Raw genomic sequence first — 21,440 nt, forward strand, 5'->3', positions numbered from 1 at the left:
CCTTCAATATTTTCAGGTCAATTGATTCAGACGTTCTACCAATCCGCTAACACGAAGCGTAGGTGTCCGGACCGCATGGCTCAATACCGTATCACTGCAATACAATGTCAAACGCTGACGGGCGCGGGTAATGGCGGTATAGACCAATTCGCGAGTTAACACTGGCATGAACGTATTGGGTAAAACCAATGCCGTATGTTCAAATTCCGAACCTTGAGATTTATGCACCGTCATAGCATAAGCGGTTTCGTGGCTGGGAAGACGGCTCGGCTGCACAGATTTTATATTGCCGTCTGGCAACTGGAAATGTACCCGTAGCTCCCCCTCACTATCATACAAAGCAATGCCAATATCGCCGTTGAATAAACCCAGCGCACTGTCATTCAGCCCTATCATCACCGGCCTGCCAACATACCAACGCCCCGACGGCCCTGGTGCTCGCTCAATTAACCGCTTGCGGTGCAGTAGCTGCTCAATGCGCTCATTTAAGCCACTGACACCAAATGGCCCAGACCGTAATGCACACAGTAGTTGATAGCGCCCAAATGCAGCCAGCACCTCAACCGCATGAGCACCTGCGGCGGCCAGTTCAAGATAGTGCTGATAGCCCGCAACACAGTCTTCCAGCAATACCTGATAATCATCTGAATCTGCCAGAGAGAAATTTTCAATATCGGAATATGTGCCATTTAGAACAGATAATGCATCCCGATACTTTCCGGCATTAACTGCTAAAGCAAGCTGTCCAATCCCCGATTTCTCATCGAAGCGGTAGCTTTTACGCAGCAAACACAAGCTATCACGGACATTGACTGTATCTGTCTGCACATCACCAATCGGGATGTTTCCCACCAATATGCATCCTGTTAAGCGAGTTAGCTGCTCTGCTCGTGATCCACTGTAACCCAACTCAGCAAAGCGACATATATCACCCAGCACGGCCCCTGCTTCTACCGAAGCCAATTGATCACGGTCACCGAGAAAAATCACCTGGGCTTTGGTTGGCAATGCTGCAATTAGCCGCGCCATCATAGGCAAATCCACCATTGATGCTTCATCGACCACCAACACATCAAGGTTTAGGGGGTTACCACGGTGATAACGTAGGCGCTGACTATTAGGTTGCGCGCCCAACAAACGGTGCAATGTGGATGCCTGGTCGGGGAATAACTTGCGTTCATCGTCAGTCAGTGAGAGTTGGCGAATGGCTTTGCCCAGTGATTCCGTCAAGCGCGCAGCCGCTTTACCGGTGGGTGCGGCAAGTTGAATACGCAGTCGTTGCCCTTGGCTAAGTTGTATCAGCGCAGTCAATAATTTGGCAACGGTGGTCGTTTTACCTGTCCCTGGGCCACCGGAAATGACGGAGATACGGCGGGTAGCTGCAACAGCAGCAGCCAACTTTTGCCAGTCGACCTCAGTGCCTGCCGGCCCAAATAGGCGATCGAGCGTCTCTCTTAGTAATGTTTCATTGACGTCTCTGGCTTCATTGCCGTCACTGTCTTCCTTGATAAGCGACGCCGTATTGTCGCTGGCCATAAAACGCACCACATCCCCTTCGTATTGCCACATCCGTTGTAGATACAAACGGTCATTTTGCAAAACTAACGGTGTGGGCTGTGTGCCATCACTTACTGCTGGAGAGTTATTGAGTGTTTGCATCCACTGTAATTGATCCGGTGCACCAATTACCTGCCACAGCGCTAGCGCTAGCGCTGGCTGTCGCCCGCCAAATAGCTTTTCTGGCTGCAAATAATTGAGTGGAAGACATACATGCCCAGCACCAGCTTCAGCACTGAGAACAGCCGCTGCCAATTGCATCATGGGGTCATTATCACCGGCGATCATTCGTGAGAACTGAACATCCAGCGGACGTAGTAAGTGGTCACGAACCGCCTGCTCCAGTAACGTCATCATATTGATGTGCCCTCACCGGTTATAACAATTCCACTTTTATCGCTAATGTACGGCTCTACCTCACGACCACTGAATAAACAGTCCATTTTTTCGATCAGCGCCCATTCAGGGCGGCAACTAAAAATACCATTTCCAGGATGTTGGCTATCAATGCCGCGCAGGAAGAGATAAATGACACCACCAAAGTCGCGCTGATAGTCATAATTACCCAGCCGATGACGTAAATAGCGATGTAATGCCAAGGTATAAAGCTGATATTGCAAGTCATAGCGATGCTCTGCCATTGCTTGGGCCATCGCCTCATTGGTATAAGCGCTGCTGTCTTCCCCCAACCAGTTAGACTTATAATCCAACAAGTAATATTTCCCCTGCCAACAGAAAACCAGGTCAATAAATCCTTTGAGCATCCCTCGGACTTGCTGAAAATCCAACGCAGGGCATTGACGGGAAAGTGGATCATACTGCTTGATTAAGATATCTAACTCTCGGGCTTGCAACAGCGCATCTATCGGCAAATAAAATTGCAACTCGGCCTGCTTACTCTGTGGGGTCAATCCCGCCAATGTCACGCCGGTTTCATTCAGAGGAGTTTGTACAATGTCATTTAGCCACTGATACAGCATAGGTGACCACTGCTCGCCAAAACCTTGTTGCTGAAGTTGCTCCGTCAACCCGTCTTGCTCAATAGGCTGGCTAAAATCCAAGGGTTCGAGTAAATCATGCAGGAAAGTCCCAGGGGCCGCGCCGCGAGGGAAAGTATGAGGGGTTAACTGGCTCTCGCTAGTTGATGCTTGCTCACCAACGGCGTCAGTATCCAGCCGTGGTAATAACTCCTGTAATGGCACATTCAGTGCTGGTGATACCCCACTTTTACTCGAACCATGCTGCTGTAGACCGGAATAGCTGGTGACTCGCCAAAAATCGTGTATTTGACGGCTAAACTGACGGGCAGCAAGGGCTGGTAACTCTTTCCGCAGTGGATGCCAAGGCGTTTCGTCCAGTTGCCCAGCTTGCAAAACAGAAATATCCCCACCGGCTAGGGTTGCTAACTCGGCGAGTTTGTCAGCAAGATACTGCGCATCTCCCGCATGGCCTTGTTGCACCAAATAGCCTAGTGCGCTGAGATGCATGTCACTTTCACCCTGTTTTTTTCGCCCGCCTTTAATCAGCGGAGCAATACCTATGCTGCAATGATAAACCGCACGGGTGAGTGCGACATATAATAACCGTAAGTCTTCTGCCAGCCGCTCTTCCTCTGCCAAAGCCTGACTCTCTTCATCGGCGTTCAGGTCAAGTAAGGCCTCAAAACTGTGACGATCATGGTAAAGAACGTCTTGCTGTTGGCGGAAATTACCCACAAAAGGTAACCATACCAGCGGGTATTCCAGCCCTTTCGATTTATGGATAGTTATCACCCGCACCAAATGACGATCACTTTCCAAACGTAATTGTTGGTTATCAGACTGATGATTCGGCTGGGCTATTTGTTGTGCCAACCAACGGATTAGTGCGTGCTCACTATCAAGCTGCGATGCGGCTTCTTGTAATAACTCTCCCAAATGCAGCAAATCTGTCAGCCGCCGTTCACCGCCCTGAGTTGCTAACAAGTTTTCAGCTAAATGGCGATGAGCCATAATCTCCCGTAGCATCGGTAGCACGCCACGGCGCTGCCAATGTTGGCGGTAGCCATCGAATTCATCAACCAAAGCATCCCAAGCCCGCTCATCGTGGTTCAATCCATCCAGCATTTGTGCATCTAGCCCCAGCATACCGGTCGCCATGGCACTGCGTAATGCCCGTTCCTGTTCAGGAGCCAGAGCGGCCTGCAATAGCCACAGTAGATCTTTGGCCTCTGCAGTATCAAATACGCTGTCACGATTAGATAAATAAACAGATGGGATAGCCAATGCACTCAAAGCATCGCGCACTAATGCCGCCTCTGCCCGGCTACGCACTAATATCGTGATATCTGACGCCTGAACCGGTCTTGAGCTTGTGGCCGTCACTAATTGAGCTAATCCCTGCTGGCCCGAGGTGAGCCAGTCACGGATTTGGGCAGCACACTGTCGCGCCATTAGTTGTTGGTACTCACTAACCCCAACGCCCTCACCCGGCTGCAACCAGAAAGACATCGCTGGCTGTTTTTTCCCTTTTATTTCAAATGATAACTGTTTATTTTTTTGCGCGGGAGCCACATTTACAAAGGGAATTTGCTTAAACAAAAAAGGAATGTCGACCAAACTAAAAAGCCGATTGACTGATTGCACCATCGGGAAAGATGAGCGCCAGTTAGTCTCTAGTGTGTAGTGTGCACTTACTTCCGAGCGAGCCCGAATATAAGTGAAAATATCAGCACCACGGAAAGCATAAATAGCTTGTTTAGGATCCCCAATCAACAATAGGCCGCACTCTCCTTGCCCACCATAAAGTGTGTGGAAAATACGGTATTGCTGTGGGTCAGTATCTTGAAACTCATCAATCATTGCGACGGGATAACGAATGCGAATAGATTGAGCCAACAATTCTCCGCCCGGTTGCTGCAATGCTGCATCCAATTTACTGAGCAGGTCATCAAAACCTAATTCTGCCCGCTGCCGTTTCTCTTGCTGTACAGAGGCTCGTATTTCACTGATCGCTCTGGCTAAAATCAGATCTCTGAGTGTCAGAGGTTGCTCGAATATACGGTCTATAGCATTGAATATATCGTGCTGAGGAGCTTCCCCTTTTTTGGTTTTTTCAAATAATACTGACTGCCGAAATTTCTCTAACTCTTTAGGTAACTGGTAATCGCCGGTTTCTTGTTCCGCCCAGATACCAACCTTTTCCAACCAGTTAGGTAAATATCGGGCACTGTAACTGCGTTTATCGACACCAGATCCGCTAATCAGCGCCTCTAACTCCGGGGCCACTGCGCGCCATTGTGCTTTGACTGCATCAATTTGTTCCACTATCTGCTGATGTCGACTGAGTATCGTTTCATCATCACCAGGGGCTTGCCGAAATTTTGGCGTTTCTCCCTGTAAATAAGCAGAAAGATCCTTGAGTAAGGCCTCTGGCCCGCTCCACTCTTGACTAACCGCCCTGGCGATAGCCAGAGGCAGCGGATAACAATGACGCCGCCAGAAATCGGCGCAAGCTTGCCGGCGTAATGGCAGTTCATCCTGCACCAAAGTTTGCTCAAATAAGATGCCAGATTCAAAAGCATTGTTAGCCAACATACGCTGACAAAAACCGTGAATAGTATAAATTGCAGCTTCATCCATCTGGCGCTCAGCCGCCAGCAATTGTGCTGCGGCCTCACTCAGATCAATGATTTCAGCTAATAAAGCCTGATGCATTGGGTCATAGCTGACTCCCCGTACGCAGGCGATACGCAACTCATGGATATTGTCACGAATTCGCCCTCTCAATTCTTCAGTTGCCGCCTCGGTAAAGGTCACTACCAAGATCTCTTCGACCATGAGAGGGCGACGAAACGCCGCCTCTCCACCTAATCCAAGCAGCAATCTGAGATAAAGAACCCCGATGGTAAAAGTCTTACCTGTACCGGCTGAGGCCTCAATTAGCCTCTCGCCATACAAGGGTAGCGTTAGCGGTTCCAGCCGCTGAGGAGTCATTGATGTCATGGAGCCAATACCTTCTGCGGCAAGGTTGCTTGCAAGGCTGAAGTTGTTGGGTAGGTCGTCCATCCTTTAAGCACCGCATATCCTCCCTCAGTTTGCCCTTGGCCTTTAACCTGAGAAAGCAGCGCCAAACCTTGTGGTTTAATAACAGCTTGCTGGAAGAAATCCGCCAATGCAGGGTTTGTCAACTGCTTCACTTGAGTAATCATTTTCTCGCGGCTATCAAAGGCAAAATTATTGCGATTAAAATCATTACTATAACGGCTGGCTTCTTCATCCAGCGTTTGTGGACGTTGCAGTAATTGGTTAATAAGTGCCTGTTTGTATTGTTCAAAATCAGCCGGTTTCATTTCACGCAACCGCTTCTCAGCTTGCGGATAAAACGCAAGATAGCGCTGGTAAAGATAATCAGGCTGTTTGCTATTACTTTGCAGTAAGAAACCTAAGCCCCATTGACGCCCAACTGACATTGGGAAGGCAAATACCGCGTAGCCGAGTTGCTCTGCTGTACGAAGCTGGTCATAGAACCACGGTTGAACAATCTGCCCCAGCAAAGCACTGCGCGCCATGCCCTCAATTTCTGTATAGCCGGTCGGCACATAGACGGCAGCCAGCGCCGCATCTGAGCTACTGCCAATCCGTTCCATGTTGGCAAGCTGAGCTTTATCAACAATAACATCCTCACCAGTCCACCAGATTGTCCCAGTCAAATTGAGTTGTTTTTTCAATGACTCGGCCAAGGAAGTTACCTGCTGGGCTGTCATATTACCCACCGCCAATACTTCTACCGCAGACTGTTTGAGCAAATCATCGCGATAGGTTATGACATCTTGCACACTGATGGTGTCTAGTAACTTACGCCGCTCGCTACGTTCTGAATAAGGAACATTAGACAGTAACTTGGCTGGCTGAATTGCCAACTCATAAGCTTTGCCTTTCTCGGCAATTTCCAGTTGTTCACGATACCAAGACTTAGCCTGTGCCAATTGATCTTTTGTCGGAGTGAAACTGGAGTAACCCTCCACCAAAGAAGTCAGCAACTGCGGCATCCGCTGTGTGAAGCCATTCGCACTGACATACAAACCATTATTCGGCGTAGTAGAGAAGCTAATCCCACCGATTGAGGCCTGATAACTCAGCTCATCAAGTGATAGTCCTGCCAGGTAATCAGTCAAAGCAAAAAGAACCTGATGACGAGCAGTATCCAGAGCATGTGGGTTACGGAAAGCAACAGAGATATCGGCTTTCGGTTCGTCAGCAAAATACTGACTTGGCATATAGAACACCCGCAGTCCCGGTTGTTCTGCCACTTGCTGTGGTCGGGTGATATTTTTATCAGCTTTGATTAAAGAGAAATCATCCGGAATATAGGGATTAAGTGCTGGTAAACTCAGCGTGATGTCTTTCCCCAACTTTTGCCATTCTTGCATCTCTTGTGGGCTGATTTTATTGACTTGATAAGGGGCATCAACAAAATAGGCGACTTTATTGTGGGGTTCTTCTGGGCTGACAAACCAAATACGCGCATTTTCCGGTGTCATCTCAGCCAGTCGCGCAGTAATGGCTTTCGGATCATAGTGATCAGCCAGATAAGGTGCATCCAGTACATGTGCAACAGGTACCCGCAACATCATATCTACCAGCCACTCGATGTAATCCATATCCCGAGTGATTGAGGGGTAGCGGAAATCCAAATTCAATACATGAGCAATTTCATCGAAATAGCTCTTTTTAATGCCGTCTTTGTGTAGCATGTTGATGTAATCAAAAATAGCGGCCACCACGACATCACGGTTTGCCAGACCTTTATCGGTAAGTGATACAGAAATAGAGAATACACCACCATTTCTATCCACCATCGGGTCAGCCCCGGCATTGATGGCATCAGCCAATCCTTGTTTTTGCAACCAGTCAGACAAAGTATCTTTGCTACGATTTCCTATCAAATAACTAATGTAGGTATCTGTTTTACTGCGGAATTCTGCACTATTATTCTCAATGCGGAATTCTACTTTTAGCTGCTTGCGAGGTTGGGCTGGAACATAATGAATAATAATGCCGGTTTGATCCGGAGTGACCGCAGGTACTGTAATCGCGGGTACTTTTGCGTCCCGATTAGGGATTCGACCAAAGGTATCAGCGGCTAATTGTGCCAACTTTTCTAAGGACTGATTGCTATACAGCACGCCCACCATCAGGTTAGCTGAGTAATAATGGTGATAGAAACTCAGTAGCTCATCATGTAATTTCCCGTCAGGTTTATCTTTCAGTGTGTCCAGATTTCCGCCGGAGAAACGCGCACTGGGGTGAGCCGGGTTTAAGGTTTCCGCATTCACTTGCGCCATACGCATACCATCGCGGGAGCGGGCCATCGTCAATTCAGCATTTACCGCATTACGTTCACGGTCGGCATTAATGGGGTCTAACAGCGGCTCAGCAATTGCATCAGCCAAACGGTCAACCGCCGGGGCCAATGCATCATTTTCAATTTCAAGATAATAAGCGGTTCGATAAGAAGCCGTGCTAGCGTTATGGCTACCACCATGCTTTTTCAAGAATTCAGAGAAACTGCCGGGTTCAGGGAAACGTTTAGAGCCCATCAATAACATATGTTCTAAATAATGAGCTAATCCCAATTGATTATTAGGGTCTTCCAAAGATCCAACAGGCAATGCCAAGGCAGCTAAGGATTTGGGTGCTTGCTCATCAGAAACCAACAACACGGTCATACCATTAGGCAATTTTATTGCCTGATATTTGCGCAGGTCGTGTTCACTTTTATGAATAGCTTCTGCCAGTGGTTGCCATGCAGGAGTGTCAGCCCAACTCAGTGGGGCCAGCAAACCTAATAAGAAAAATATGCCAATAATGCGGGCAAACTGTTTATGCATTCCGTTTCTCCCCTAACCCCTTAAAGTTGCCGCTAAAACGTGTATCCGGCTTCTTGTATACAATATGTATGAAAATCTTGTTTAGTCATGTGTAGCTATCACGCCTTATTATGGCGGGCTATTGGTAATAAATAACGTTCAGTTTCGTGTAATATCATATCGAGATGTTGATTATCCATCAGGCGGAATACTCTTTGTATATAGTTATCCTCACCTTCCCCGGCAATCCGTTGGTCACCTTGCCAAACCTGTAAAAGTTTCATTCGAGCTTTGGTTTGTGTTTCTTCATCCCACAAAATTTGACCAGATTCGCTATCAAAACACTGACTCAACCAAGCCCAGCCACTTTTACTCAACAACAATAAAGGTTCGCACATACCTTGCTGATAGCCACTAATTAGCTGCTGTAAATATTGCCGTGCTTCGTCACAATCCAATGGGGCATAACGCCATGCCGTTCCTTTACGTCCATACATTCGGCTTTCACCCTCACCGCCGGCGACGCAATACACCAAATGCTCAACCCACAACAAAAGCCCATCGACCGCAGTTAATGCCGCTGGCCGCCAACGAATTAAGCCGTCCTCCTGAATCTGATGAATCCATCCTGTTAGCGTGGTATCTCCAAACTCAATATTCAGCTCAATACTGTGGCTCTCTTTACGTTCAGCACGAATTTGTTCAGCTAATGGCACCATTTCCTCTTGCTGACTTTCCCAGTAAAGCTCGCCGAAAGAACCATAAGGAAGGTTACCCGCCGCACGGGCACGACTGAATACTGTATTAATATCACTTTCTTCTATCAGCGCATTCAGTAGTTGAGTATTAAACTGATAGCGGTTGAGGTTATCTAAGGTAAAAGGTTCTTCATCCGGTAACTCCGTTTCTTCAATAACGAAATTTACCCCCAGCCGACGTTGGAAAAATGCCCTCACAGGATGGCGATAGAAACGGATTAATTCATCAAGAGTGATTTCAGGCAAAGGTTCGGGTGGTAAAGGTTGATTAAATTCTGGGTGTGCCAGTCCCTTGGATTCCGCAGAAGGCAGCCATTCAGCGGCGTAACTCTGTAACTCACTGTTTTTAATAAAGTTTTCTGCTAAGAACGGCATGCGTGGATGCCAACATAGCAAATGTTCAATAACCCGTTTGGCACTGTCATCAGCACTGAGTTCTTCATCACCAGGTAAGTGATAACTTTGCGAAATGTATTCAATCAACTCACTAACCAGCACCGAAGGATAGCGTTTACTGTTGTCTTGAATCGAGCGCCCGATATAACTGATATAAAGCTGTTGCTGGGCAGAGAGTAATGCCTCCAGGAATAGGTAGCGGTCATCATCACGGCGGCTGCGGTCACCACGGCGAACCTGTTTAGCCATTAAGTCAAAGCCCAACGGCGGTAAGGTTCGTGGATAAACACCATCATTCATTCCCAATAAACACACCACTTTAAACGGGATGGAGCGCATAGGCATTAGCGTACAGAAATTGATAGGCCCTGCGAGAAAACGCTGACTAATGCGCTCATTATCCAGGCGCGAAGCCAGTTCATCCCGTAGCAGACTCAGTGGCACGATATCCGGATATTGGGCAGCAATGCCATAGCTGATGACCTTCTGCCATTGCTGTTCAATCAGTACCAGCACTGCTTCCGTATCGTTATCGGGTTCAAAGAAAGTATCTAATAATTGGCGACACAATGGCAGCCATTCACTGAGTGAACGGGACTCTCTTAATTGCTGCCGCCACTGGCTCAATTGCATCAACATTTCAGCTAATTGTCCGGCAAGTTCAGCAGCCAGACCACTGGACTCATCATAGGGCAGAACCCCTTGCCAATCACCGGCGGCGCTATCCATAGCATAGCCAAGTAGCATGCGGGTTATGCCAAAATGCCAGGTATGTTGGCCGGTGGCGGGCAGAGATAATTCGCGCACATTGTCATCATCTAATCCCCAACGGATACCAGACTCGCCAACCCATTGCCGCAAACGGCGCAATCCATCTTCGCTAATACCAAATTTATTGGCTAAAGCGGGCACTTCCAGCAGTGCTAATACCTGCTCAGAAGTAAAACGACTCTGGGGTAAATCAAGCAGAGTAATAAAAGCCTGAAGTGCGGGATGAGCCTGGCTAGCCTTACGGTCTGAAATGGCGAAAGGTAAATAACGCTCCCCGGTAGCATTACCAAATGTCGCCTGAATATAAGGAGTGTAGCTGTCAATATCCGCGACCATCACAATAATGTCGCGCGGAGTCAGCTCTGGAGAGTCCTCCAGTAATTTCAGCAAGTTATCTTGTAAAACTTCCACTTCGCGTTGCGGGCTGTGGCACACATGCAAGCTAAGGGAGCGGTCCGTGAGTTCCAAAACACGCTTTTGGTGACTATGAGCTAAGGTTTCTGGAGTGATGCCAATAATAGCGTGGTCTTCCAGCTCCAGCATGTCATGCTGAATACCATGTAAGAGATTATCCGGCTCAATATCAACAAAAGCATGAACCTCTTGGATCTCATCAACCTGAGATAATAAATACATGTGGTCACGACCAAGCCGGCCCCATGAGGCTAACAGCGGATTACTAAGATTTTGCTCACCATCATCATTAAATAGCTGCTCAGCCTGTTCAGGGTGGCGAAAGAGTTTTACTTCCATCGACGCACTTTCAGCCGATTCACGGTAATGCCTGCGTTTGCGGCTTTGTAATTTAGCTAAAAATGTATAATCCTGAATATCTCCCCAAAAATAGCGGCATGGATTAGTAAACATCAAGTGAATATCAATGTGTTTACCCAGAGCTTGCAAAGCTTGTAAATAGATTGGGGGTAATGCAGATATGCCGCAAATAAATACTCGTTTGGGCAATCCTGCCGGGCAAACGTCTGATTCAAGAAGTGTGCGGATAAAACGCTGATAGAGATTGGCGCGATGCCATTCAGGTTGTTCTAACTGGCGAGTATAGCGAGTTAATTCGACCCACAGTAAAGCTTGCCACTGCTGAGCATCGTCCAAATTATCAACCAGTTGGCCTCGTTCCCAACTCTCCAGCCATTCTGGGCGATACACCAAATATTGGTCAAAAAGGTCGGCGACTCGTGCCGCCAGTTGGTGAATCTTACGTTTATCGCTATCGTCACTTAAATAGCGTTTCATCGCAGAAAATACCGGGTTTTCCAGTAATTCTGGTAATAACCACATGAGTTTCCATGTCATTGCATCTTTGCTAAATGCGCTTTCTTTCGGGATGCCGGGTAACACACGGGTAAACATGTCCCAGATAAAGGTAGCGGGCAGTGGAAACTCAATATTGGCTGCAATACTAAATTGTTGAGCCAATTGCATTTGCAGCCATTGAGCCATACCTGGGCTTTGAACAAGCACAACTTCTTGCTGGAAAGGATTATCCAACGGTTCTCGTTCTATCAGCGCAGTCGTTAGCGCTTTGAGTAAATCCAATTGATTAGAATGATAAACCGTGAACATGGTGGCTCCCTTAAAACTCTATGAAGAATATCCATAAATGATTAAACCAACTGACCACCACTTGCGGATAAATCCTGAAGTTTAATACTCTAACTTGATAATGAGTGAGTGCAATAGGTTATCTTCATTATCATATTTATAGCTGCGCGGTTAGCCGCCCTCACTCACAATGCAAAACCACCGACTTAATTCTGCCTGCTGTGTAGATTGCATTTTTAGGATGAATGTAAACTCCGTACACTCACCATCAATTCGATTTATAAGCTGGTGATATTGCCAGTTAGGCTTCATTCCTAAGGTAAGCGCTTTGGTGGGTTCGCCGCCGCTACTTTCAATATGTTGATTAAGCAAAGACCACGCCTGACGTTGCTGCCATAAAGAGGAAAAACCCTGCAAAAGTGCCTGATGGTATTGCAGTAATCCCAGCAGCGAGACAGAGAAAAAAAGTGCCGCGATTAAGACCTCTGGTAGGCTAAACCCCTGTTGAAAATGAGAATTCCCTCCCTCTCTGGTATACTGTGACTTGCAGCGATATCTGACTAAATACAAAATTTTGCATCCTTATCCGGACAAAAATCTGACCAACCATGAGCAACCTTAATCAACCGATGTTCTCCTCTAACTCCATGAGTAGAATGCAGTTTGACGCGTTGATAAAACATCAACGGCGGCTGTATTCCTGAAGATTGACTCTCACCTCTGAGGATAAAAAAACCGGCCAGCGAGGCAGGTTTAAGACAGGCTTTTAAGCCATATTGCAGGTGCTCATTGCAATGCCATCTTGAACCGGCTTGCCACGGCATACTGAATGACCACTTCTGCCCCGCCCCCCAATTCAATGATGATGTTGCCTGATTAAAGGCCCGTAAATGGTGTTGTTCCTCGGCGGTAATATGCTGAATATTATCCAATTTGCGGTGTAAAGCTGATAACAAAAATAAACCGAGAGAAAAAAGAGTAGCAACAGCAGCCAGGGTACTTGTCCCCCGTTGATGATCACAGCTCATAAATTATTCCCACGGATGGTATAACTCAGTTGACGATGTATGGCTGGGTTACCGGTACTTTGCCCCACCAGTTGCACGCTATAAACCTGGCCCGGAGCTTGCTGCGGTAATGGCGTAACAGAAAAATGCGTTATGGTGATGTTGTGTGGATCAAACAGTTTTTCCCAACCACTGCCAGAACAATTCAGCTCGCCGCGCTGACCTTCTAATGCTTTATTGCGTAGCCGGTAACCAAAGTATTCAGATTCCTGATGTTTCTCCCCTTCCCACCGACCATTGCGGTTGAGGTCATAAGCAACAATCAAGCAAGAGTTTGCCACTTCCCCTGGATAATGTTGTGTAGCAATCGCGTTGCCCTGACACTCACCGTGACAAAATCCAGCCCGCCTCAGGTCTTTTTCCAGTGCAGCCATAGTCTGGCTCAGTGCTAACTCCAGGTGATAGTGCTGCTGTAATGTTGCTATTTGCTTGTGTAAACGGGGGAAGGTCTGGGTAGCAGCCATAATAATCAAACCACCAACACTCAGCGCCAGCATCATTTCTGGCAGGGTAAAACCCGTCATACATTTATGTAAAAAGTAATCTGATACAGCAACCTCTGGTTTTTTTATCATTGCTAGCATAAATGAATACCCGATATTGATTGCTCATCGCTGCATAGCCTCATTCGCCCGCGGCTGGAGATAATTAGCCGAATACGCCCAGCCGGATTATTGAGCATTATATTTCCTGCTTGTGCTGTATTTCTTACACCAAAGAAACCCATTTTTTTCTTCAAAGGAATCGCAATAGAAACATCGGGATAAGGTGGAATAAACACTGAATTATCTAATGGTGAACAGGGCATGACGGGCTTATCACCACTGCCTAAACACCCCTGACCTTCTTGCTGTATCCATAACCATGCCGTGCTGTTACTGCGATTAGTTTTGGCCTGTAAATGAGTAAGAAAGGCAAGTAACTGGCGAGCACTGTCCGCGAGCCTCTCCCGTTGCCGATAATGGTGCCAATTTTGTGTCCCCCACACGGCCATAATACCGGCTAAGGCAATGACCAATAGCAGTTCAATAAGACTGATACCATTTTGTTTTTTAAGAAAATTGTTTTTATACATCGCAGTATATTGAGCCGTAGATTGGTTTTCATGAGGTGAGTTTACGTCGTGAAATTTTGATATCCAGTAGTTGTTTACTCAGGCTGGAAGAGGTGCGCAAAATTTTTTTAGTGGCGACAGAGATACAAAAAGGGGTGCGGCACAGCTCGCATTTTTACAGCAGGGAGAATGATGGTAATTGAGAGAATGATGGTAATGGAGAGGATAGATTTGACATCAACCTGACCGGAGCCGTAATAGCTCCGGTCAGCAGGCGAGATAGTTAAATAGCAATCGGCGCTTTAATGCCAGGGTGAGGGTCATACCCTTCAATTTCAAAATCTTCGAAACGATAGTCAAACAATGAATCAGGTTTACGTTTGATAATCAGTTTCGGTAATGCCCGTGGTTCGCGGCTCAATTGCAGATGTGTCTGTTCAATATGGTTGCTGTATAAGTGTGTATCACCACCCGTCCAGACAAAATCACCCACTTCCAAATCACATTGTTGCGCCATCATATGCACCAATAATGCGTAGCTGGCGATGTTAAATGGCAAGCCGAGGAACACATCGCAAGAACGTTGATATAGCTGGCAAGACAGCTTGCCATCAGCCACATAGAACTGGAAGAAAGCATGGCACGGCGCCAAAGCCATTTGATCCAATTCACCGACATTCCATGCAGAAACAATGATTCGGCGGGAGTTTGGGTCTTGCTTGAGCTGTTGCACCACTTTACTCAATTGGTCAATCTGGCGGCCATCAGCAGCGCCCCAAGCGCGCCATTGCTTACCATAAACCGGGCCAAGGTCGCCGTTTTCATCCGCCCATTCATCCCAGATTGAGACATTATTTTCCTTCAGATAAGCAATATTGGTATCGCCATTGAGGAACCATAACAGCTCATGGATGATGGAACGTAAATGGCAGCGCTTGGTGGTCACCAGTGGGAAACCATCTTGTAAATTGAAACGCATCTGATGCCCAAAAATTGACACCGTCCCGGTACCGGTACGGTCATCTTTAGGAGTGCCTTCTTCCAGCACTTTTTTCATCAAATCCAGATACTGTTTCATGTTACCTCACGAAAGTTGTTGCGCAGGACGGCGATACGCCCAAATCATCATAATGATACCGGCCAGAATCATAGGCACAGAAAGAATCTGCCCCATGCTGATCACGCCGTCGAACAAGCCGAGCTGGGCATCTGGCTGGCGGAAACATTCAACAATAATACGGAACGCACCATAACCAATCAGGAACAGGCCGGAAACACTGCCCATCGGGCGCGGCTTACGGATAAACAAGTTCAGGATGATAAACAGCACCCCCCCTTCCAGAATCATTTCATACAATTGCGAAGGATGGCGTGGCAATACACCGTATTGATTGAAAATCGCCTGCCATTTAGCTGGGTCGGCGGCAACAATCGCAATATCTTCGCCCCGAGAGGTCGGGAACAGCATTGCCCATGGAGTATCTGTCGTGACTCGGCCCCACAGCTCGCCATTGATAAAGTTACCCAAACGGCCGGCACCTAAACCAAATGGAATCAATGGAGCCATAAAATCAGCAACTTGGAAGAAATGGCGTTTGGTGCGGCGAGCAAACCACAGCATCACACAGATAACACCAATCAGACCACCGTGGAATGACATGCCGCCATCCCATACCTTAAACAGATACAATGGATTATCGAGGAACATCGGCAGGTTATAGAACAGAACATAACCGACACGGCCACCAACAAACACCCCGAGGAAACCGGCGTAAAGTAGATTCTCGACTTCTTCTTTAGTCCAGCCACTACCCGGTTTATTGGCCCGACGGACTGCCAACCACATCGCGAAGACAAAGCCCACCAAATACATCAGGCCATACCAATGCAGGGAAACCGGGCCAATGGAGAAAATGACCGGATCAAATTTAGGAAACGCCAGATAGCTATTGCTCATCTATCACCACGAAATATCTCATATTTTGAGAAAATTAATGTTCTTGCCCGGTTAGGGCGACAGGTAGCGCATAATAGCATAGGGCTGGGGGGGTCTGGGCTGCACCAAACAGAAAAGTTCTGTAAACCCGGTCGATGCTATTTATCATCGCGACAGTTATTTACCATCGCGACAGTTATTTACCCCCGCGAATCAGGCCCCCTAGCCCTTTACGCTCCATAAATGCCGCGGTTAAATGACGCACATCAGTGGTCATTTGCGCGCTTAATACCCGCTCGGCCAGAGCTTGCGCATCCACTAAATCGATATTCCGTAGCAGGTATTTAATGCGCGCCACACTGCGGCCATTCATGCTGAGATTGCGATAACCCAACCCGACCAGCAATAAAGCGCCCATCGGATCACCGGCCATTTCACCACACAAACTCACTTGCAGGCCAGATTGGGTCGCCTGCGCCAAGATGTGGCTAAGCACCTGTAGCATCGCGGGATGTAAACTGTCATACAGTGAAGCCACGCGGGTATTATTGCGGTCTACCGCCAGCAAATATTGGGTCAAGTCGTTGGTGCCGACCGAGATAAAATCGACCCGCGATTTCAGATACGGCAGCATAAATATCATGGCTGGCACTTCAACCATCACGCCCAGTTTTGGCTGAGGTAATTCATGGCCCAGAAGTTCTTGAACTTCACGACCCGCACGATCAATCAGGCGTTTTGCTTCGTCGACTTCTTCCAAACTGGTGATCATCGGCAATAAAATCCCCAGATTACCGGTTCCAGCATTGGCTCTAAGCATCGCTCTGACTTGGATCAAAAAGATCTCGGGCTGATCGAGAGTGACACGGATGCCGCGCCAGCCCAGACAGGGGTTCTCTTCACTGATAGGCATGTAAGGAAGCTGTTTATCCGCACCAATGTCCAGTGTTCTGAGTGTTACCGGTTTGTTCGGGTAAAGCTGCAACATGCCCTGATACTGCGCCACTTGCTCTTCCTCTGATGGGAAGCCGCTTTGCAGCATAAATGGGATTTCGGTGCGATATAGGCCCACGCCATCCACTCGTCCCCCCAGTAGTTGCTCATGTTCCGGGCTAAGACCCGCATTCAGCATCACCTGAACCCGCTCACCACTTCTCAGGGCGGCAGGTTGTTCAACCTCATCTTCAGCCAGTTTGCTAAGTTCAATCTCTTCCGTGACCAGCCGTTGATACTCTTTGACCAGCACCGGCTCAGGATCAACCAGCACTTCGCCACGATAACCATCAACAATCAGTAACCGCTGATTCAGTAACGCGGGTTGAATATCCGCGCCCATGACTGTCGGGATCCCCATGGCGCGCACTAAAATGGCGGCATGAGAGTTAGCCGCACCATCACGCACCACAACACCGGCGAGGCGATCCTGTGGTACTTCGGCCAGAAGTGTGGCGGTTAGCTCATCAGCCACCAGAATAAAACGCTCAGGCCACTGGCTGGCCCCAGAGGTGCTGTCGTCGAGATGAAATAGCAAGCGCTGACCTAATGCTCGCAGATCACTGGCGCGCTCGCGCATATAAGTGTCTTGCAAGCTGGCAAACTGCGCAGCAAATTGTTCGACCACTTGCTTAACTGCCCATTCCGCCACAGATCCGGCATCAATTTGAGCAAAAAGCTCGCGCTTTAGGCGGGCATCATTAAGTAAGTGGGAATAGAGATCGAAAATCGCCGCGCTCTCTTTTTGTGAGCTGGCGGCAAAGCGCTTACTGAAACGGCGGAATTCAGCCGCAGCCTCTTCCAGCGCTTGGGTTAGACGTTCGCGTTCTTGGGCGGTATCGAGTGTCGAGGCTTCATAAACCAAATCCAGCGAAGGCTGCGAAGTATCCTGCCACCCCTCAGCTACCGCGACTCCCGGAGCCGCAGCGAGTGCGCGGATCCGCGTCTGGCGATATTGGCCAAAAATAGCATTTAGCTGAGATTGAGAAAGGATGCCCGCCAGTTGCATTGCCAGCGTGACCATGAACGACTCTTCGCTCTCATCAAACTGACGATGCTCACGTTGCTGAACCACCAGCACACCGAGCAATTGACGGCGATAAATAATAGGAACCCCGAGAAACGCCCGGAAGCGGTCCTCTTTGACTTGGGGAACATATTTAAAACTGGGGTGGCTCTGAGCATCTGCCAGGTTGATTGGCTCGGCCAGACGCCCGACCAGCCCGACGATGCCTTCGTCAAAGGCCAGCGTAATAGTGCGGCCACGAGGTTTTTTCAAACCTCGTGTCGCCATTAGGTAATAACAACGGCGGTCATTGTCTGCCAGATAAATCGAGCAAACTTCCGTGTCCATCGCCAGACAGGTTTCATTGACCAACAGCTCTAACGCATCCGTTAGGCTGGTTGCCATCGCCACTTTCTCAACTATTTCTCGCAAACGCGTGAGCATGATCGGCTTAACTTAACCTCTTTTACGGCGATAAGCGGGCGGTACCCGTGGCGGAGCAATCTCCTGCACAGGCATTACAGTAGGTGCAAACTCTTTCATCACGCGGCGATAAACATCCCGTTTAAAAGACACCACCTGACGCACCGGATACCAATAACTGACCCATCGCCAGCCATCAAACTCCGGGGTGCTGCTGCGCTGCATGTTGATATCGGCTTCATTACACATTAACTGTAGTAGAAACCATCGCTGTTTTTGGCCGATGCACACCGGCTTTGTATCCCAACGCACCAAACGTTTTGGTAATTTGTAACGTAACCAGTTACGGGTTGAAGCCAGAATTCGGACATCCTTTTTGTTAAGTCCTACCTCTTCAAAAAGTTCACGATACATTGCCTGCTCTGGTGTTTCACCGGGATTTATCCCGCCTTGAGGAAACTGCCAAGAGTGCTGACCGTAACGTCTGGCCCACAACACTTCTCCCTGCCGATTACAAATTACGATACCCACGTTCGGGCGGTAGCCATCATCATCGATCACCGGACTACCTCGATAAGCTTAAAACTCAAAGATGCTCTGATTGTTTCACACTAGCAACAGGCGGTAAACCACTGCTTATCCGCCAGCGAAACCTGATAACTCTGGGATAACTCACAGATATTGGCAAAGTTATAAACACCCCAGGGTCTACACTCGCTATTTTATTCACTTTTTCTGTGGATATAGGTGTGCAGAACTCTAGGGAAAAGCAGGTACAACTCATTTTAACGCAATTATACGCTAAAAATATTCAAAAAAATAAGTGATTAATTTCAATGAAATAACAGGTTTCCCACAGGTATACATACCCCAGAAATGTGATCTTTATCCGCTTTAGATCTGAGGCTGGCTAAAGATCCATCAATGCAGTTTTTATCCACAGATAATGAGGCAAAGTTGTGCAAAAAAGAGCAAAACTCGCAAATAAACCTGTCGTCAAGGCTGTAAATTGAACCAGTGATCATGATTTATTGGGGTTATCCAATAAATCTGTGGATAAATAGGTGTAAGATCCTGTTCATTATTCCTGTTAGCAGGTGTACAAGATAGCCAAAATAAAAGTATTTTCAGGAAGGATGGAAAGAAAACTTCCGTTAAATCATGCTATTATTCATTTCTGCTGGACTGGATAACAATACATCTACGGTCACTTTTATTTCAGCTTGTTTTTTAACCGACTTTAGCAGGTTTCCACTCTATGTCTGTTTATTCACTGCCCCCGGCACCACCCACTGATGAACATCAACTTTTTCAACGTGCTGAGGCATTATCAGGTTTTACCCTCGGCGAATTGGCTATCAGAGCGGGTTGGAACATTCCAGCTGATTTAAAACGCGTCAAAGGCTGGGTGGGTATGTTGTTAGAATTCTATCTGGGGGCCAGTGCGGGCAGTAAACCTGAACAGGATTTTGCCGATATTGGTATCGAGCTGAAAACCATTCCTATCAATGCCCAAGGCAAGCCGCTGGAGACCACTTTCGTCTGCGTCGCCCCACTGACCGGTAATAGCGGTATCACCTGGGAAAGCAGCCACGTGCGGCACAAGCTCGCCCGCGTGTTGTGGGTGCCTGTCGAAGGGGAGCGGCAAATTCCGTTAGCGCAACGCCGTGTGGGCGCGCCTTTATTGTGGAGCCCTAATGAGGAAGAGAAAGAATTACTGCGGTGCGATTGGGAAGAGTTAATGGATCTCATCGTTTTGGGCAAAGTGGAAACCATCACCGCTCGTCATGGCGAAGTATTGCAGTTGCGTCCGAAAGCGGCCAACAGCCGTGCATTGACTGAAGCCATCGGCGAACATGGGCAGCCTATCATGACATTACCTCGTGGTTTTTACCTGAAAAAAACCTTTACCGGCCCGATGCTCGCCCGACACTTTTTGCTTTAACAGACGAATCTGATTATTCCGCTTAATGAATAAACGAGAATAGCCAAAGAACATGGTGTTGCAGGTAGGCAGCAAGTGAATAACAAATCGGTCGGGAACCGATTTGAACAGCATTTATGCTAGCCGTAGGGTGAGCCTCAAGGATGAGGCTCATTAATCCCGATGAGCTTACTTATATAAGGTCAACGACAAGTCAGTGATTCGGGTGAGTAAATATAGCTAACCCCCTGCAACTTCATGTAAGAAAGGTATATAATTGTATCTTTGTGTTTCCGTAATTTCCGTAAGGTGTAAGGCACAATGTTTGAATGGATTGCCGATCCAAATGCTTGGTTGGCGCTAGGCACACTGACTATCCTCGAGATCGTTCTCGGTATAGACAATATTATTTTCCTTTCTTTAGTGGTCGCAAAATTACCTAAAGCGCAGCAAAACAAAGCTCGCCGAATTGGTTTGGCCGGAGCAATGTTAATGCGTTTGGCATTACTTGCTTCTATTGCTTGGGTGATCCGCCTGACGGAGCCGTTGTTTACAGTGGCCGGCCATAGCATTTCCATGCGAGATCTCATTTTGCTGCTGGGGGGCTTATTCCTGATTTGGAAAGCTAGCAAAGAAATTCATGAAACCATTGAGGGCAGTGATACAGAGCACAGCAGCAATGTCAGCTCTTTCTTTGCGGCTATCGTGCAAATCATGCTGTTGGATATCATCTTTAGCCTGGACTCAGTGATAACCGCGGTGGGGCTGTCAGACCATTTATTTATTATGATGGCTGCTGTTGTTATCGCCGTGGGCGTGATGATGTTTGCCGCCCGGCCGATTGGTGAGTTTGTTAACCGTCACCCATCCGTCAAAATGCTGGCCTTGTCTTTCCTGATTCTGGTCGGGTTTACCCTGATGTTGGAAAGTTTTCAGATTCACATTCCGAAAGGTTATATCTATTTCGCCATGTTCTTCTCGATGGGTGTTGAAACCCTTAATCTCATGCGCGGGAAGAAAAATAAGCCAACGAAATAAAAATATCGGGGGTGCGATTCGTCGCCCCCGTTTCCCACTATTTTCTGCACTTTCTCCTTGTCCTCTTCCCCCTGCCGCAGTGCTTAGTTATAGTCGGATAAGGCGGG

At 47.8% G+C, this 21,440-nt stretch carries 14 protein-coding genes; 2 read left to right on the plus strand and 12 right to left on the minus strand.

The window, feature by feature from the left end; all coding sequences use genetic code 11:
- Nucleotides 1-12: 12 nt before the first annotated feature.
- From recD to rppH, 12 genes are all read right to left on the minus strand, one after another.
- Nucleotides 13-1,911: an exodeoxyribonuclease V subunit alpha gene (gene recD, locus DXZ79_RS15750; protein WP_425330484.1), complete on the minus strand. Its 1,899-nt coding sequence runs from the start codon at nucleotides 1,909-1,911 to the stop codon at nucleotides 13-15.
- Entirely contained in the window at nucleotides 1,911-5,540 is a 3,630-nt protein-coding gene (gene recB / locus DXZ79_RS15755) for an exodeoxyribonuclease V subunit beta (protein ID WP_120011430.1), read from the minus strand. The genes recD and recB overlap by 1 nt, the downstream gene beginning before the upstream one ends.
- Nucleotides 5,537-8,428: a pitrilysin gene (gene ptrA / locus DXZ79_RS15760; protein ID WP_050292070.1), complete on the minus strand. Its 2,892-nt coding sequence runs from the start codon at nucleotides 8,426-8,428 to the stop codon at nucleotides 5,537-5,539. Before ptrA ends, recB begins: the two co-directional genes overlap by 4 nt.
- A gap of 98 nt (nucleotides 8,429-8,526) precedes the next feature.
- Nucleotides 8,527-11,913: an exodeoxyribonuclease V subunit gamma gene (gene recC / locus DXZ79_RS15765; RefSeq protein ID WP_120011431.1), complete on the minus strand. Its 3,387-nt coding sequence runs from the start codon at nucleotides 11,911-11,913 to the stop codon at nucleotides 8,527-8,529.
- Between the two features lie 150 nt (nucleotides 11,914-12,063).
- Nucleotides 12,064-12,462, minus strand: a complete 399-nt coding sequence (locus DXZ79_RS15770; protein ID WP_038631195.1) for a prepilin-type N-terminal cleavage/methylation domain-containing protein — start codon at nucleotides 12,460-12,462, stop codon at nucleotides 12,064-12,066.
- Complete coding sequence (locus DXZ79_RS15775; protein WP_038631192.1) at nucleotides 12,453-12,920, minus strand: YgdB family protein; 468 nt, start codon at nucleotides 12,918-12,920, stop codon at nucleotides 12,453-12,455. The genes DXZ79_RS15770 and DXZ79_RS15775 overlap by 10 nt, the downstream gene beginning before the upstream one ends.
- Nucleotides 12,917-13,534 (minus strand): prepilin peptidase-dependent protein, encoded by a 618-nt coding sequence (locus DXZ79_RS15780; protein ID WP_172667620.1) that lies wholly within the window; start codon nucleotides 13,532-13,534, stop codon nucleotides 12,917-12,919. The genes DXZ79_RS15775 and DXZ79_RS15780 overlap by 4 nt, the downstream gene beginning before the upstream one ends.
- A 2-nt stretch (nucleotides 13,535-13,536) precedes the next feature.
- The gene (locus DXZ79_RS15785) at nucleotides 13,537-14,034 is read right to left on the minus strand and encodes a prepilin peptidase-dependent protein (protein ID WP_038631188.1); all 498 of its coding nucleotides are present in this window, start codon (nucleotides 14,032-14,034) and stop codon (nucleotides 13,537-13,539) included.
- Between the two features lie 262 nt (nucleotides 14,035-14,296).
- The gene (gene thyA, locus DXZ79_RS15790) at nucleotides 14,297-15,091 is read right to left on the minus strand and encodes a thymidylate synthase (protein WP_038631185.1); all 795 of its coding nucleotides are present in this window, start codon (nucleotides 15,089-15,091) and stop codon (nucleotides 14,297-14,299) included.
- 6 nt (nucleotides 15,092-15,097) lie between these two features.
- Nucleotides 15,098-15,970 (minus strand): prolipoprotein diacylglyceryl transferase, encoded by an 873-nt coding sequence (lgt, locus tag DXZ79_RS15795; protein ID WP_120011432.1) that lies wholly within the window; start codon nucleotides 15,968-15,970, stop codon nucleotides 15,098-15,100.
- 175 nt (nucleotides 15,971-16,145) lie between these two features.
- A complete protein-coding gene (ptsP, locus tag DXZ79_RS15800) occupies nucleotides 16,146-18,392 on the minus strand; it encodes a phosphoenolpyruvate--protein phosphotransferase (RefSeq protein ID WP_038631183.1) in 2,247 nt (748 codons plus the stop codon).
- Nucleotides 18,393-18,404: 12 nt separating this feature from the next.
- The gene (rppH, locus tag DXZ79_RS15805; protein WP_005272897.1) at nucleotides 18,405-18,932 is read right to left on the minus strand and encodes an RNA pyrophosphohydrolase; all 528 of its coding nucleotides are present in this window, start codon (nucleotides 18,930-18,932) and stop codon (nucleotides 18,405-18,407) included.
- Nucleotides 18,933-19,629: 697 nt separating this feature from the next.
- On the opposite strand from rppH, the gene mutH reads away from it, so the two are divergent.
- On the plus strand, nucleotides 19,630-20,316 hold the full coding sequence (gene mutH, locus DXZ79_RS15815; protein ID WP_120011433.1) for a DNA mismatch repair endonuclease MutH: 687 nt from the start codon (nucleotides 19,630-19,632) through the stop codon (nucleotides 20,314-20,316).
- A 300-nt stretch (nucleotides 20,317-20,616) separates the two neighbouring features.
- On the plus strand, nucleotides 20,617-21,333 hold the full coding sequence (locus DXZ79_RS15820) for a TerC family protein (RefSeq protein ID WP_038631178.1): 717 nt from the start codon (nucleotides 20,617-20,619) through the stop codon (nucleotides 21,331-21,333).
- The last annotated feature ends 107 nt before the right edge of the window (nucleotides 21,334-21,440 follow it).

It is taken from the genome of Yersinia rochesterensis, from assembly GCF_003600645.1.
Lineage (GTDB): Bacteria > Pseudomonadota > Gammaproteobacteria > Enterobacterales > Enterobacteriaceae > Yersinia > Yersinia rochesterensis.

Excerpts from the sequence above, each read along its gene's own strand:
- recD (WP_425330484.1), bottom strand. The coding sequence starts at position 1,911 with ATGACGTTACTGGAGCAGGCGGTTCGTGACCACTTACTACGTCCGCTG.
- recB (WP_120011430.1), bottom strand. The coding sequence starts at position 5,540 with ATGACATCAATGACTCCTCAGCGGCTGGAACCGCTAACGCTACCCTTG.
- ptrA (WP_050292070.1), bottom strand. The coding sequence starts at position 8,428 with ATGCATAAACAGTTTGCCCGCATTATTGGCATATTTTTCTTATTAGGT.
- recC (WP_120011431.1), bottom strand. The coding sequence starts at position 11,913 with ATGTTCACGGTTTATCATTCTAATCAATTGGATTTACTCAAAGCGCTA.
- DXZ79_RS15775 (WP_038631192.1), bottom strand. The coding sequence starts at position 12,920 with ATGAGCTGTGATCATCAACGGGGGACAAGTACCCTGGCTGCTGTTGCT.
- DXZ79_RS15780 (WP_172667620.1), bottom strand. The coding sequence starts at position 13,534 with ATGATAAAAAAACCAGAGGTTGCTGTATCAGATTACTTTTTACATAAA.
- DXZ79_RS15785 (WP_038631188.1), bottom strand. The coding sequence starts at position 14,034 with ATGTATAAAAACAATTTTCTTAAAAAACAAAATGGTATCAGTCTTATT.
- thyA (WP_038631185.1), bottom strand. The coding sequence starts at position 15,091 with ATGAAACAGTATCTGGATTTGATGAAAAAAGTGCTGGAAGAAGGCACT.
- lgt (WP_120011432.1), bottom strand. The coding sequence starts at position 15,970 with ATGAGCAATAGCTATCTGGCGTTTCCTAAATTTGATCCGGTCATTTTC.
- ptsP (WP_038631183.1), bottom strand. The coding sequence starts at position 18,392 with ATGCTCACGCGTTTGCGAGAAATAGTTGAGAAAGTGGCGATGGCAACC.
- mutH (WP_120011433.1), top strand. The coding sequence starts at position 19,630 with ATGTCTGTTTATTCACTGCCCCCGGCACCACCCACTGATGAACATCAA.
- DXZ79_RS15820 (WP_038631178.1), top strand. The coding sequence starts at position 20,617 with ATGTTTGAATGGATTGCCGATCCAAATGCTTGGTTGGCGCTAGGCACA.